Source organism: Clostridium acidisoli DSM 12555 (assembly GCF_900176305.1).
Lineage (GTDB): Bacteria > Bacillota > Clostridia > Clostridiales > Clostridiaceae > Clostridium_I > Clostridium_I acidisoli.
This window is the reverse complement of sequence record NZ_FWXH01000006.1, coordinates 102,684-117,586: the sequence shown is the minus strand read 5'-3', so window position 1 is coordinate 117,586 and position 14,903 is coordinate 102,684. Positions and strand designations below refer to the sequence as shown.

At 31.4% G+C, this 14,903-nt stretch carries 13 protein-coding genes; 5 read left to right on the top strand and 8 right to left on the bottom strand.

Features of this window, described 5'->3' with window-relative positions:
- Nucleotides 1–16 precede the first annotated feature (16 nt).
- Nucleotides 17–1,375, top strand: a complete 1,359-nt coding sequence (locus tag B8978_RS10220; RefSeq protein ID WP_084115815.1) for a sugar porter family MFS transporter — start codon at nucleotides 17–19, stop codon at nucleotides 1,373–1,375.
- Between the two features lie 60 nt (nucleotides 1,376–1,435).
- On the opposite strand, the gene B8978_RS10215 is transcribed toward B8978_RS10220, so the two are convergent.
- Together B8978_RS10215 and B8978_RS10210 are read right to left on the bottom strand one after the other, a co-directional pair.
- The gene (locus B8978_RS10215; protein WP_423236718.1) at nucleotides 1,436–2,932 is read right to left on the bottom strand and encodes an aldehyde dehydrogenase family protein; all 1,497 of its coding nucleotides are present in this window, start codon (nucleotides 2,930–2,932) and stop codon (nucleotides 1,436–1,438) included.
- A gap of 57 nt (nucleotides 2,933–2,989) precedes the next feature.
- On the bottom strand, nucleotides 2,990–3,325 hold the full coding sequence (locus B8978_RS10210; protein WP_084115813.1) for a rubredoxin-like domain-containing protein: 336 nt from the start codon (nucleotides 3,323–3,325) through the stop codon (nucleotides 2,990–2,992).
- 595 nt (nucleotides 3,326–3,920) lie between these two features.
- On the opposite strand from B8978_RS10210, the gene B8978_RS10205 reads away from it, so the two are divergent.
- On the top strand, nucleotides 3,921–5,126 hold the full coding sequence (locus B8978_RS10205; RefSeq protein WP_084115811.1) for a MerR family transcriptional regulator: 1,206 nt from the start codon (nucleotides 3,921–3,923) through the stop codon (nucleotides 5,124–5,126).
- Nucleotides 5,127–5,222: 96 nt separating this feature from the next.
- On the opposite strand, the gene B8978_RS10200 is transcribed toward B8978_RS10205, so the two are convergent.
- The 6 genes from B8978_RS10200 to B8978_RS10175 all read right to left on the bottom strand — a co-directional run bounded on the left by B8978_RS10200 (nucleotide 5,223) and on the right by B8978_RS10175 (nucleotide 11,125).
- Entirely contained in the window at nucleotides 5,223–5,720 is a 498-nt protein-coding gene (locus B8978_RS10200) for a GNAT family N-acetyltransferase (protein WP_084115809.1), read from the bottom strand.
- Between the two features lie 226 nt (nucleotides 5,721–5,946).
- Nucleotides 5,947–7,305: an MFS transporter gene (locus B8978_RS10195; RefSeq protein WP_084115807.1), complete on the bottom strand. Its 1,359-nt coding sequence runs from the start codon at nucleotides 7,303–7,305 to the stop codon at nucleotides 5,947–5,949.
- A 388-nt stretch (nucleotides 7,306–7,693) separates the two neighbouring features.
- Complete coding sequence (locus tag B8978_RS10190; protein ID WP_084115805.1) at nucleotides 7,694–8,524, bottom strand: polysaccharide deacetylase family protein; 831 nt, start codon at nucleotides 8,522–8,524, stop codon at nucleotides 7,694–7,696.
- Between the two features lie 12 nt (nucleotides 8,525–8,536).
- The gene (locus B8978_RS10185; protein WP_084115803.1) at nucleotides 8,537–9,328 is read right to left on the bottom strand and encodes an alpha/beta hydrolase; all 792 of its coding nucleotides are present in this window, start codon (nucleotides 9,326–9,328) and stop codon (nucleotides 8,537–8,539) included.
- 13 nt (nucleotides 9,329–9,341) lie between these two features.
- Nucleotides 9,342–10,280 (bottom strand): alpha/beta hydrolase, encoded by a 939-nt coding sequence (locus B8978_RS10180; RefSeq protein ID WP_084115801.1) that lies wholly within the window; start codon nucleotides 10,278–10,280, stop codon nucleotides 9,342–9,344.
- A gap of 38 nt (nucleotides 10,281–10,318) precedes the next feature.
- Complete coding sequence (locus tag B8978_RS10175) at nucleotides 10,319–11,125, bottom strand: Nif3-like dinuclear metal center hexameric protein (RefSeq protein ID WP_084115799.1); 807 nt, start codon at nucleotides 11,123–11,125, stop codon at nucleotides 10,319–10,321.
- A gap of 241 nt (nucleotides 11,126–11,366) precedes the next feature.
- Here B8978_RS10175 and B8978_RS10170 point away from each other — a divergent pair, with 241 nt between their 5' ends.
- The 3 genes from B8978_RS10170 (at nucleotide 11,367) to B8978_RS10160 (ending at nucleotide 14,898) form a co-directional block, all read left to right on the top strand.
- On the top strand, nucleotides 11,367–12,323 hold the full coding sequence (locus B8978_RS10170) for a carbohydrate kinase family protein (RefSeq protein ID WP_084115797.1): 957 nt from the start codon (nucleotides 11,367–11,369) through the stop codon (nucleotides 12,321–12,323).
- An 18-nt stretch (nucleotides 12,324–12,341) separates the two neighbouring features.
- Nucleotides 12,342–13,811: a sucrose phosphorylase gene (gene gtfA / locus B8978_RS10165; protein ID WP_084115795.1), complete on the top strand. Its 1,470-nt coding sequence runs from the start codon at nucleotides 12,342–12,344 to the stop codon at nucleotides 13,809–13,811.
- A 115-nt stretch (nucleotides 13,812–13,926) separates the two neighbouring features.
- Nucleotides 13,927–14,898 (top strand): LacI family DNA-binding transcriptional regulator, encoded by a 972-nt coding sequence (locus tag B8978_RS10160; protein WP_084115793.1) that lies wholly within the window; start codon nucleotides 13,927–13,929, stop codon nucleotides 14,896–14,898.
- The last annotated feature ends 5 nt before the right edge of the window (nucleotides 14,899–14,903 follow it).

Sequence of the window (14,903 nt, the reverse complement as noted above, 5' to 3'; positions counted from 1 at the left end):
AAGGGGGAAGATTAAAATGAAGAAAAATATATCTCCAACATTAATTTACTTTTTCGGAGCTTTTGGAGGATTTATGTTTGGGTATGACATCGGAATAATTAATGGTGCTCTACCTGGAATTGGTACAACGTGGCATATTACTTCTTGGATAGAAGGTTTCATTACTTCTGGATTATTTGTGGGAGCTATGATTGGTGCTTCACTAATGGCTTCATTAGCAGATCGTTTTGGTCGTCGTAAAATGATTATGTGGAGTGCCATTGTATTTGCAATTGGTGCTTTAGGATCTGCCTTTTCTACTAGTGTAAGCCTCTTGATTATCGCCCGTATTATTTTAGGTGCAGCTGTAGGTGGAGCCTCTGCCTTGGTTCCAATGTATATGGGAGAAATTAGTCCTGCTGAAACACGCGGTAAGATATCCGGTTTAAATCAGTTAATGATAACTGTAGGAATGCTTTTTGCATATGGTATAAATTATGCATTTGTACATGTATTTGAAGGCTGGCGCTGGATGCTTGGTGGTGCCATGGTACCAGCTATGGTGTTGCTGTTTGGAACCTTCATTTTACCAGAATCACCAAGATTCTTAGTTAGAATTGGTAAAAAGGAATTGGCACTACAAGTGTTACGAACATTACGTTCCCCTGAAGAAGCTGAAAATGAATATAATGAAATTGTTAATTCAAAACATTCTGATTCTGGCTCATTTAAGGATTTATTTTCAAAACAAGCTCTCCCCGCTGTAATTGCAGGTTGCCTTTTAACGCTATTACAACAAATTCAAGGAGCAAATACAATTTTTTATTACTCCTCACAAATTCTAGCCAAAGTTTTTGGATCAGCAATTGGAGGAGTTGTTAGTACTGTCGGCATTGGTGTTGTCTTTGTGTTAGCAACGATTATAACCTTGCTAGTTGTGGATAAATTTAAACGTCGTACCCTATTTATGACTGGATCTATTGGAATGGGTGCATCTCTGTTATTGGTTGGTTTAATTTATCCTGCTGCCAAATCAAATCATGCATGGGCAACATGGGCTGTATTTTTCTTTATTTGCTTATATGTTATCTTTTATGCATACTCCTGGGCTGCTACTACTTGGATTGTAGTTGGAGAATTATTTCCAAGTAATGTTCGAGGACTTGCTACTGGTATTGCATCAACAGTCAACTGGTTTGGTAACATTTTAGTTGCACTATTTTTCCCAGTATTACTTGATACAGTAGGCTTATCTGTAATCTTCTTTGGTTTTGCCGCAATATGCGTTATAGGTTTTCTATTTGCAAAATACATTCTTTATGAAACTAAAGGAAAATCACTAGAAGAAATCGAAACGTATCTGTACAATCGTTCTATTGGAAAAGATGTAGACTAACAATATTATAATAAAATGGCCTTCTATAGTTATCTATAGAAGGCCATTTTATTATATTTTCTAAATTAATTTTTCATACATTCCGCTAGGAGTTTCAGATAAATTAACTATAATATTTTTCTTTTCAGTATAAGCATCTAATATAACCTTATGAGTTTCTCTACCTATTCCAGATTCCTTGTATCCACCAAATGTTGCACCAGCAGGAAATGTGTTATAAGTATTAACCCATATACGTCCAGTTCTTATTCCTTTAGCTACTCTTATCGCACGATTTAAATTAGTAGTAAATACTCCACCACCTAGACCATAGTCACTGTCATTTGCCATAGCAATAACTTCTTCCTCTGTCTTAAATTTAATGACAACTCCAACTGGTCCAAAGATTTCTTCTCTTGCTACTCTCATGTCATTAGTAACATCTGTAAGTAACGTAGGTTTCATAAAGTATCCATTCTTAGCATCACCTTCAATAAATCTTTCACCACCAGTAGCTACTTTAGCTCCTTCTTGTTTACCTATCTCTATATATTTAAGAATCTTTTTAAGTTGAGCTTCACTAACTTGTGCCCCCATTTGAGTATTAGAATCTAGTGGATTTCCAACTTTAACTTTTTCAAATGCAGCAATTGCTTTTTCCATAAATTCATCATAGAAATCTTCTTGTACAAATATCCTAGAACCTGCAGAACAAACTTGTCCTTGATTAAATAAAATACCTAACTGTATACCTTCTAATGCAATATCCATATTTGCATCACTGAAGAAAATGTTTGCAGATTTTCCTCCAAGTTCTAAAGTAGCAGGTATAATACGCTCAGCTGCAGCAATTCCAATTTTTCTGCCAACTTCTGTAGATCCTGTAAACGCTAGTTTATCAATACCCACATTATGTTGTAAATATTCTCCGCTCTTTGATCCTTTTCCTGTAATTACATTAATTACACCTTTAGGAATAATATCTTGTATCAATCTCATAAGTTCTAAAACACTTAATGAAGTTGTACTTGATGGTTTAAAAACTGAAACATCTCCAGCTGCTAATACTGGAGCTAGCTTCCAAGCTGCCATTAAAAACGGAAAATTCCAAGGAACTATTTGACCTACAACTCCAATTGGCTCTCTCAATATTATATTTAAAGTATTTCCATCAACCATGGACGCAGAACCTTCATCCGCGCGAATAACACCTGCAAAATATCTAAAATGATCTAAAGCTAATGGGATATCCGCTCCTGATGTTTCTCTGATTGGTTTTCCATTATCCATAGTTTCTACTGTAGCTAGATATTCTGCATTTTCAGCAATAACATCTGCTATTTTGTTTAATATAACTGCTCTTTCGGCAGGTGTAGTTTTACTCCATGTCTCAAAAGCTCTTCTTGCAGCATTTACTGCATCATTTACATCTTTTTCTGTAGCATCTGCAATCTCAGTTAAAAATTCACCATTAGCTGGATTGTAACTTTTCAATGTTGCTCCATCTGAAGCATCTTTCCATTCTCCATTAATAAATAATTTATATTTTTTTTGTAAGTTAACATTCACAATAATCACCTCTGTAAGGTTTCCTATATTCTTATTATCTAATATATAATAATTTTATTCTGTATTTTACCATTTGCCTAAGTTCATATGTCCTGCAAGTTCAGTTTTTGATCTTTGCTTTATAGTCCATGCCTCATCTTTTGCTTGTTTAAATGCTGCTAAACATTTAGGGTCCAAATTGTCTTCTATACCTTCTTTGCTAAGAACTATTATCTTTTCAGCCAAAGTTATAATCTCCATATGGATGGCATTTGTCCTATCTGAACGATATATTTTTTCAGTAGCTTCGCTGCTTAACTCTTCAAACTTATCCGCACCAGCACCACATTTAGGACATTTTTCTGGAGCAACATCCCCTTCACTTACATATCCACATACACTACACTTAAATAATTTTTTCATATTTATCCTCCTATCAATTTTAAAAATATAAGTTTCATCAATAATACTTTTGCTTTCTTTAATGTAAGTAAATAATACCATATTGAACTCATATAGTCAATACTTATTATTAATTAATATTTAATATTAATTAAATATTAATTAATAATTTATTTAATACCTCTTATTTTTTATTAATTAACTTAATTACTGAGAAAATTATTATCAATGCAAACATTACTATACATAAAATAATTAAAATATCGAATGTTAGGCTTGAAATCCTAGTTTTTTGTGTAACTGTAATCATCATTATAGAAAGAATAAAAATAAGAAAAATAATTAACAAGCTATCTTTAATCTTAATTATATGCTATTTTTTTACAAATCATAAAATCTCTCCCTTAAATTGAAAATTAATATAAATCAGTATAGCATATACTACATATTTATACTATCTAACTAATAGTTTTATAATTATTTTTTAAAGTGTTGACTCTAACATAATGTCATAGTGTATTATAAAAATAGAGTTTGAACGTAAACTAAAACTCGTAGCCGTCAGATTGTTGGGCGTTATTGATAGTTCTAAAATGAAAGCTATGGAGGTAAATTTATGAGAACAGTAAAACAAGTTTCGGATTTAACTGGAGTAAGTGTGCGTATGCTGCATCATTATGACAAAATTGGATTATTAAAACCGACCAAATTAACAGAAGCAGGCTACAGGATTTATGATGATGAGGCTCTTGAAACTTTGCAGCAGATTTTGTTTTTTAAAGAACTTGATTTACCACTAAAAGAAATTAAAGAAATCATAACTAGCCCAAACTTTAATAAGATGAAAGCACTAGAAAGTCATAAAAAGCTAATCATTTTAAAACGAGATAGATTGAATAACTTGATTGAGCTTATAAATAAAACTATAGAGGGAGCGAATACAATGAGTTTTAAAGAATTTGATATGACTGAATATTATAATGTATTAGAAAGCTTTAAGAATGAAAATAAGGATAAAGTAATTAAAATCTATGGTAGTGTAGATAACTATAATGAATTCATGGGAAAATGCAGATCTAAAGAAGCTGAAATTGCTAAAGATGCTATAAAGCGTTATGGAAGTATAAAAAAATTTACTGAAGCCTTGAAGAAAAATTTGAATAGCGATGCAATAGTTAAATCAGAACAAATTGATAAATTCAAAGAAGATTGCCTTTATGATAGGCATCCCAAATTAAAAGAGCTCTATAAAAAACTTACAGCTGACTTAAGTAAAGATCCCGCCTCAAAAGAAATCCAACAAATTTCAGGTAAAATAACTGATGTAGCTAAAAGAGATTATGATGTTTTTAAAGATGAATTAGGAAATTACTATTGGTATAATATGGTTCAATTTTGTTTAACATTTCCTAAAGGAATGGACAAAGTTCCTAAGAAACATGGCGGACATGATGTATCTTGGTTAGAAGAAATTGATAAAAAATATGGAGAAGGTGCATCTAAATTTATTGGAAAAGCTCTAAAAATTCATTTAGGAGATTATGAACCTAAAATACAAAAACTATACATAAAACTTAGCTCTAATTTAAGCAAAGACCCTGCTTCAGAAGAAATTCAAAAAATTGTTTCTGAAATAGCAACTGAAACTCAAAAAACACATGAAGCTTTAAAAGTAGATGAGGGCAAAAATTATTTAGGATATATGGCAAATTTTTATCTATCAAGGCCTGGATTTATAAAAGCAACAGATAAAAAATACGGAGAGGGTGCATCTAAATTTATTGGAGAAGCCCTAAAGTTTTATGCCGAAAATAATAAATAATAATCTATATATGTTTCCTAGGAACAATTTGAATTTAACTATTAGCCCATGTGTAAAATTCTCCATAAAACAAAAATAACATAAATTGTTTTGGGATTATTTTATGTGAAGTGTGTAACTAGCTCCATTTTCTGTTAAAGCTCCCATTTTAAAACCACAGCCTAGAAATAATTTTTGTGATCCTATGTTATAATTATAGATTTCTCTTACACCAATTTGTTTATAAGTGAGTTTCTTTGCTCTTTCAATTAAACATTGAATTACTTTTTTACCTATACCCTGATTTCTATATTCCTTGGAAATTACAATGGGAATATCATCTTTCCAAAACGTAACATCTCCAACTGGAATATAATTACCGTTTATCTTTTTTTCTATAAAATACAATTCCCCATGTTTATCAAGATAATCATACATATTTCTTAACCGTTTTAAAGTATAAGGAACTGCCTTACCTTTGCCATCAATTAACTCTAATGAATCAATATCTTGATACCAATCATATGCAAATTCACAATTTCCACTATACGCTTTTAATCTGAGCCAATAATCAATGTTAATATAATCAGGCTGCTTAATTTTTTCAATAGGCAAATCAATTCCTCCTATCTAATTTAAATATACCTACTATTATATTATATATAACCTGCTGCTATCTTTCAAAGCTTATAACCGTAAAATAAACTACAGCAAACAATACAGGTCTTATTGAATCAGCTATAAACGCTGTAATTCAATAGAACCTGTATTGTTTGATAGTCGATTTTCTTTTCCTAATTGCTGTTTAGAAAAGAATTTCAAAGTCTTTCTTACGACATATTTATGAGTTACTTTCCACTTCTTCTAATGCTTTTTCTACATTCATTTTAGAAAAGAAAATCACTAGAAGTACAATGGCAATAAGGGGAACTGCATAAAAGCAAATTGCCATTCCACTTACAGTATTAGAAGACTGAACTGTTTTAGTTGCTGAATATCCAATACAAGCTAGTAGCCACCCTGGTAAAGCAGCAGAAATACCACTTGCAATTTTATAGCCAAGTGATACACTTGCAAAAATAATTCCTTCCAAATGTTCACCTGTCTGCTTATATGAATATTGTACAACATTTGGAGCAATTGGTGCTGTACTTGCACAAAGTCCACCATATGGAACAAAGCGCAAACAGAATATTATTCCAAACACGATTGGGTTCTGCATTATTCCTATTGGTATACATATTATTGTCATAATCATTGTAATTATGCCTAATACCAGATTACATTTAAAAGTACCTAATTTCTTTACTAAAATTGGTGCTATGAAAAGTCCTGGCATTGATGCTAATAAGGAAAGAATGCTCAAAGAAGAAAATAAGTTAATGTTTTTTAGGTTAATATTACAATAATATAACAGCAAAGATGTGCTAACTGCTAAAAACAAGCTATTTACAACATAGAGTCCAAATACCTTCTTTACAAATGGATTCTTAAGTGCTAACTTAATGGTTGTTCTAAATGGTAACGTCTCAGTTTTCTTTAGTTCTCCATTATCATCTAACTCTTGCTTTAATGGTACTTCTTTTACAAATGCACCACTAATTAATATGCATACCATTCCCAAAATTGTAAAACCTATCATTGTGATACGCCATGCTTGTGCTGTATTTCCCAATGCATGAATTATTCCAAGTGTTCCACCATTAAGTCCCATATTAGCAACCATTACCAAGGCAAATGAGATCATGTTAATATTTACTCTTTCCGTATCATTTTTAGTAATTAAAGCAACCATTGCACTATATGATAAATTAACGATGGAATAACAAACCCCATTAGACAATAAATAAAATATAAAGAAATACGCGTAAGATATAAATCCTCCTGTACTTGGAATGAAAAACAACATAATTCCGAATATTCCATATGGTATTGCGCCTCTAAGCAGCCAAGGTTTCGCCTTTCCCAATTTACTATGACAACGATCCATGATGCTACCAAATATAATATCTATCACTCCATCAAATACTCTTACAACTAACATTAATGTACCAATAATTGCAACGTTTAAGTTTAAATAGCAATTTGTAATATATAATATAATAAAGCTAACAACAAAATTATTAATTAATCCCAACCCCGCATTGCCTGCACCAAAACTAAAGTATTGCCATGTTTTTAAATATTTTTTTGTATCCATTTTATTTCTCCCCTCTTCAATTGTTTACTTTTTATCATAAATTGTATTTGTTTAAAATATTTGATTAGTTCTATTACACCGATTTTTCTGCCACTTATTATGTAATGCCAAAAGAAGTAATATTTTAAATTATTTTGCTATATTCATCACATCCTATCTTTTATTATAAGTGCTTCAAAATTTGCATCCATCTAACTTATTCTACAAAACGATTTCAATTACCGTATGACTATATCAACCGTTTACATATTTATATTGTATACTCTTTTCCACGGTATGTCAACCGTTTACATAAATCATTTTTTATATTAATAAAAGAGACTGCTGCACTAAAAAATTAGCGCAACAGTCTCTACTTTATCTGTATAAAATATCTAGTTTTTTGTAACTAGCATAATCTTTTGGTCTCTCCTGCTTTTATCTCCACTGGGATTCCATTGTATTCCACCCACGTTGAGATTGAGGACGGATTATTCACAAGGGTTAAATCAGTTGAATAAATTAGTCTATCTAAAGCATCAAGATAATCTACTATTTCAATGTTTGTTGCATACCAAATATCATCTCTATTGCTTATATACTTGCAAAATCTTTCCATAACATCCCAATTATTATCTAAATCAAATTCATAGCTATGTCCCCATAAATAGAAAAGTCCTAACCCATTAAATTCTTCCTTAATAAACCTTTCAGCTGTATCCATTAAGTATGGATCATTATGATGCACAGTAGGGTTCCATTCTAAATAGTTTAAAGGTAAATCAAAATTACCACTATCGTTTACTGTTCTTGAATAAGCTATTCCGAGTATCCCTAACACTTCTAAAACTGTTTTATTGTAAGTTCCATAAGGATAAGCCATTCCCCTCACAAGATTTCCAAACATTTTTTCATGATTTTTCCTATCCTGAAGAATCTCCTCAATTATAATTTCCTTTGGTATAGATGTTAGTGAGAGGTGGTTTAGTCCGTGATTAGAAATTTCATGTCCTTTGTATAGGCCAAGTATTTCCTCTCTATCCATCCTTTTTATAAGTAAATCATTTAATACAAAACTTCCTGCTTCGTTTTGCAGTCCTGAATTTAGATTGAAGGTTGCTTTTAATTTATATTTATTGAATATTTTAATAAGCCTTTTATCTTGAGTGATTCCATCATCATAACTTAGTGTAAATGCCTTTTTCCTGCCTTTTGGAAAAATTTTATTTATTTTACCCACAACTATCAACTCCTAATCTGCCCAGTCAAGTGCTTTTTCTATATATTCATTCCAAAAATCCCAGTTATGAATTCCTGGTGCTTCTACATACGTATGATCTATTTTCTGTGAAACTAAAAAGTTATGGTACTTTCTATTTTCATTTATTAAGAAATCTTCTGTTCCACAAGCCATATATATTTTAGGAATGTAGACGCCTTTTTCCTTTAAATTAAATGCAATAGCTTCTGGATCTTTATCGCTTCCAATAAGTTTATCTAAGTCTCCAAAAATCCTAGTATAATATTTGTAGTCTGCAACAGGATCTTTATAGTCCTCTTTTATACCTGCAATATTATATGTTATTAGTGCTGAAGATAATGCAATAATTCGGCTAAAGGTACCTGCATATTTTAGTCCATTCCTAATTGCACCATATCCACCCATAGATAATCCTCCTATGAAGGTATCTTCTCTTTTATCAGATAGCTGAAACATCTTTCGTGTGAATTCAACAAGTTCATTTCCAACATATTCGGCGTATAACTCACCTTTATCAGTATCATCTAGATAAAAGCTATTTTCTCCTGATGGCATAAACACTGCAATGTTATGCTTTATAGACAATTCCTGAATTTTGCTTCCAGAAATCCAATCATGATGGCTGCCTGAGTAACCATGTAAAAGATAAAGTGCTTTCATCTGTTTTTCAGAAGCATCCCCCATTATTCCGGGTATACCTACAGCATCTACTGGTATCACCGCATTAAAATTAACAAGTTTTTTTAGTGCCTTTGAATAAAAATTTATTTGTAAAAAAGCCATTATTTTATCCCCCTTATTTGTTTAATGCCTTTGATATAGCATTTATATATTCACTTCTAGCTTGCCTGCTAATTTCAGTGTTGTTAAAAATAGAATCAAAACCGTGAAAACATCCTGGATATAGATGGAATTCCACTGGTATGCCAGCTTGAACCAATCGAGTAACATACTCTAGGGTTTCATCTCTAAATGGGTCCAGTTGTCCTATAAATATATATGCAGGAGGAAGCCCAGTCAAATCCTTTGCTCTAGCCGGAGCAGCATAATAAGAAGTTTCACCTGAAATATTACTTCCTAAATACATTTTCCATGCAATCTCATTGGCTTCCCTATTCCATGCTTTCGGTAAATTTTTTTCATTTATTTCATGGCTTGATGGAGTTACATTTCTATCATCTAGCATTGGGTACAAAGGTGCCTGAAATGCAACCTTTATTTCACCTCTATCACGAACCATTAAAGCAAGTGCTGCTGTTAAGCCGCCCCCTGCACTAGCTCCTGCAATTGCGATTCTTGAAGTATCTATTTTTAATTCTTCTGCCTTGCTAACTGTCCACTTAAGCCCAGCATAACAATCTTCTATTGCTGCCGGATATTTATGCTCTGGTGCTAATCTGTAATCAATTGAAACTACAATGCACTTAATTTTCTCAGTAAAACACTCACATAAAGCATCATCTCCATCAGGATGACCCATTACATAACCCCCACCATGAATCCAAAACACTGCAGGTAGCTTTTCATTTTGTCTAATTTTAGGTTCATAGACTTTAAGCAATAGCTCTGATCCTGGACCCTTAATGGTACAAGTTGTTGTAAGTACCTTGTCAGACTTTTCTATAGAAGGAGCTTTAAGATTCCTCACCATTTCTAAGTCCTTATTTAAATCAAATTTTATGTTGTTTTCTAGCATTGGTAATAATTCCTTCAAAACCTTGCCTTCGTATGACATAATCCTTCCTCCGCTTATAAAAAATAATTTACTTAAGTTTACAAATATATAAAGGGTTCTTTTGCATCTATAAAATGTACAGTTGTTCCTTCTAGCATTGGTTCTAGCCATACAGCCATATGCTTCATACCTGCTTCCTCACTACGCTCATGTCCCAATACAAGCATAGCTTTATTCATGCCTAGCGCCGCAGCATCTCGAATATAAGGACATAAAGTCCATTCTGTAATGTCACCACATATAATAACATCTAAATTTTGCTCCTTCATTAGAATCATAGGCATTTCTTCTACTCCAAGTCCTAAGCTTCCTCCACCAACTAAAAGTCCTACTCTTTTACACCTAGTATCTGGTGATCCAACAATTTGTATAACATCCATCTCTAGTTTTTCTTTGAAAAATTCTGATAACTCTTTTAAAGACATCTCTGGTATTTCATAACAATGTGGAAATTGTAAACCTTTTATTAAATAATCCTTCCAACCAATTTCATTTAAAAATCCTTCATAAATCAAATCAAAAGGTGCTGCATGCATATGATCATGAAACCTCCAAACAGCTATACCGTGTTCATCAAGAATTTTTTTCTTCTCTAAATATATTGGGTCATCTTTTATCCATTCTGTATTATCCATTCCTGTGTAATAGGTTGGTTCATGGGTAATAATAAAGTTTGCTCCACAATCAATAGCTTGCTTTATTACATCTACAGTTGCCATAAAAGTAGTTACAACACCTGTTACTTCTGTATCAAAACTACCATTTATGAGCATATCGCAAGTTTGTTCAAATTTGATACCACCAAACCTATTTATAACTCTATCAATAATTTCTTTTACTTTCACTCCCTATTCCCTCTTTCTTTATAGATAGTATTTTACAAACATTATATAACGATTACATTTATATGTCAAACGGATGACATATTCATTAATTACTTAGCATTTATATAAAGACAATGAAAACTATTTCAATTTTATATGTTAATCGGTTGACATAGATATTAAAACTATTTATACTAAAAATATAAACTAATTTTAATTAAAATTTTAACGAACTTAACAATATATACCTGGGAGGAAATAAATGTTCTACTTTAATGATACTTTAAATTTTAAAAATAAACATATTGACGTATTCACAATAGGTGAATTATTAATAGATATGATATCTACTGACTATGGCGATAATTTTAGTTGCAGAAACTATTCTAAACACTTTGGAGGTTCCCCTGCTAATATTACTATGAATATAAAAAGATTAGGTGGAAATTCCACTATTGCAGCTTGCGTAGGTAAGGATGGTCTTGGAGATTTCTTAATCGGACATCTAAAAGAAAATAATATTGATACTAGTTACATCAGTAGAGTTGACTCCTCTACAAGCATGGTACTTGTTACCAAAAGTAAAACAACACCTGTACCAATATTTTACCGTGGTGCAGATTACAACTTAAAATACAATTCCACAATTGATTTAGCATTGAAGGATTCTAAAATTGTCCATTTTTCTTGCTGGCCTATATCCCAAAAGAGTTCTAGAAATACTATTGAAAAAGTAATTGAAGTGGCTAGAAAAAATAATATTCTAATAGGCTTTGATCCTAATTATCATGATATGATTTGGGAATCTGGACATGCTGGAATAGAATACATTAAAAATATTATAAGCAAGGTTGATATAATTAAGCCTTCTGAAGTTGATGCTGAAAGAATCTTTGGAACAGATACCCCTAAAAATCAAGTTCAAAAATTTATTGATTTAGGTGCAAAACTTGTAATAATGACTCTTGGTAAGGACGGTGCTATAGTTACAAATGGCATCGAAACTATTACCTTTAAAACTCTTGCAACAGAAATAGTTGATACTACAGGGGCTGGTGATGCATTTTGGTCAGGATTTTATACTGGAATAGTTAAAGGATATACCCTAAAGGAAGCTTTGAACCTTGGGTTTGGCGTAAGTGCCTTCAAATTAAAATGTGTAGGTGCTATTGCAAATTTGCCAACTATTGAAGATATAAAGAACATTTATAATATATAAATCAAGGAGGCTTTTAAAATGGCAATTAAAAATCAAGTACAACTTATCACTTATCCAGATTCTCTTGGTGGAGATTTAAAAACTCTTAACGAAATACTTTTAAAATATTTTTCCGACATATTTAAAGGCGGTGTTCATATACTTCCTCCATTTCCTTCTTCAGGTGACAGAGGTTTTGCACCTTTAACTTACTTTGAAATTGATCCTAAATTTGGCACCTTTGAAGACATTAAACGTATTGGTGAAAACTTTGATGTTCTATTAGATTTAATGGTAAATCATATTTCCATAAAGTCCCTATTCTTTCAAGACTTTTTAAAATACGGGGAAAAATCAGAATATGCTGACCTTTTTCTTACATTAGACAAACTTTGGAGTGATGGCAAGCCCGTTCAAGAAGATATTTCTAAGATGTTCTTGCGTAGAACACAGCCCTATTCAACTTTTACTATAAGTGAAACTGGTGAAAAGAAAACCGTATGGACCACTTTTGGAAAAGAAAATCCATCAGAACAAATAGATTTCGATATAAACTCTCCAAAAGTTAAGGAATTATTGAGAGATTTTCTTATAAATTTTAAAAAACAAAACGTTAAAATAGTCAGATTAGATGCTGTTGGATATATAATAAAAAAATTAGGCACTAGCTGCTTCTTTGTTGAGCCAGAAATTTATAAATTTATAGATTGGATTACTGAACTAGCTAGTTCTTTAGGTCTTGAACTGCTTCCTGAAGTTCATGCACATTATAAAACTCAATTTAAATTATCTGAGCACGGAAACTGGATATATGATTTTATACTTCCATATAAAATTCTTGATACACTAATAAACAAATCCAGCTCAGAGCTTTGCAAATATTTAAAGGTTAGACCTAATAAACAATTTACTATGCTAGATTGTCACGATGGTATTCCTGTTAAGCCCGACTTAGATGACTTAATAGACACTAAAGCTGCTAAAGCTTTGGTACAGACCTGTGTAGATAGAGGCGCAAATTTAAGTCTTATTTATTCTGATAGGCATAAGTCTCATGATGGCTTTGACGTTCATCAAATAAGATGTGCTTATTATTCCGTTTTAAACTGCGATGATGATGCATATATTGCTGCAAGGGCAATTCAATTTTTCACACCTGGTATCCCTCAAGTATACTATGTAGGCTTACTAGCAGGAAAAAATGATGAAGAGAATGTAAAACTCACTGGAGAAGGTCGTGAAATAAATAGGCACAACTTTACACCTAAAGAAATTGAGCAAGCATTACAAAGAGAAGTTGTTCAAAGACTTCTAAAACTTATAAGATTTAGAAATGAATATCCAGCCTTTAATGGCAATTTCTCTGTTGTAGCTTCTAAGGATGATGAAGTAATTCTTTCCTGTGAAAAAGATAAAAAATTCTGCACCTTAAAAATAAATCTTCAAACAAATGCATCGGTTATTGAATATATAAATGATAATGGAGATTTATCAACATACAACATTTAACAAATAAGTAGTTATTCAAAATGAATAGCTACTTATTTATTATTGTGTAAAAAACTTCATTAGTGTATCATAATAATTGATATTAATAAAATATATGTTTGTAAAGGGTGTTTTTATGTCAACAATTAAAGATGTTGCTAAAATGGCTGGAGTTACAGTTACTACTGTATCTAGAGTTTTAAATAATAGAGGATATATAAGTGATACTACAAGAAAAAAAGTCCATGCTGCCATGGATGTACTTGATTATAAACCTAATGAATTAGCCAGATCTTTATTCAGGAAAAAATCAAATATTTTAGGTCTTATAATTCCTGATGTATCTCATCCTTTTTTTGCTGAATTAAGTAATTATATTGAATATTATGCTTATAAAGAAGGATATAAAATTTTACTATGTAACTCTTACCAAGATAGTATGAAAGAAAAAGACTATATAGAAATGTTAAGAAGAAATCAAGTAGATGGTATCATAATGGGAAGCCATTCTTTAGAAACTTCTGAATATATTAATGCTGATTTGCCTATTGTAGCCATTGATAGAAACTTATCAGATAAAATTCCATTTATTACATCTGACAATTATCATGGTGGAGTTTTAGCTACCAATCTATTAATAAATAAGGGATGCAAAAAATTGGCACATATAAGTGGTCCTTTAGAAATAAATACTCCTGCGAATAAACGATACCAAGCGTTCATTGATATAACAAAAGAAAACAATATTGAAGCTGTTGTTATTGAAGGAAAATTAGATACCTTTGAAGGATATAAAAAAATTGTGTTTAAATTATTTCAAGATCATCCTGACATAGACGGAATATTTGCCAGTAGTGACATAATAGCTGCTTCAATTATTAATGTTGCTAATTATCTTGGCAAAAAGATAACTGAAGATTTAAAAATAGTAGGTTATGACGATATTAGTATTGCTTCCCTAGTTGTCCCTACCCTTACAACAATAAAGCAACCTATTGAATATATGGGTAAATTGGCTATTGAAATCTTAATAAACCAAATTGAGAAAAAACAAGTAAATATAGAAAATGTACTGCCTGTAAATTTAATAGAACGTATGACTACTTAATTAAA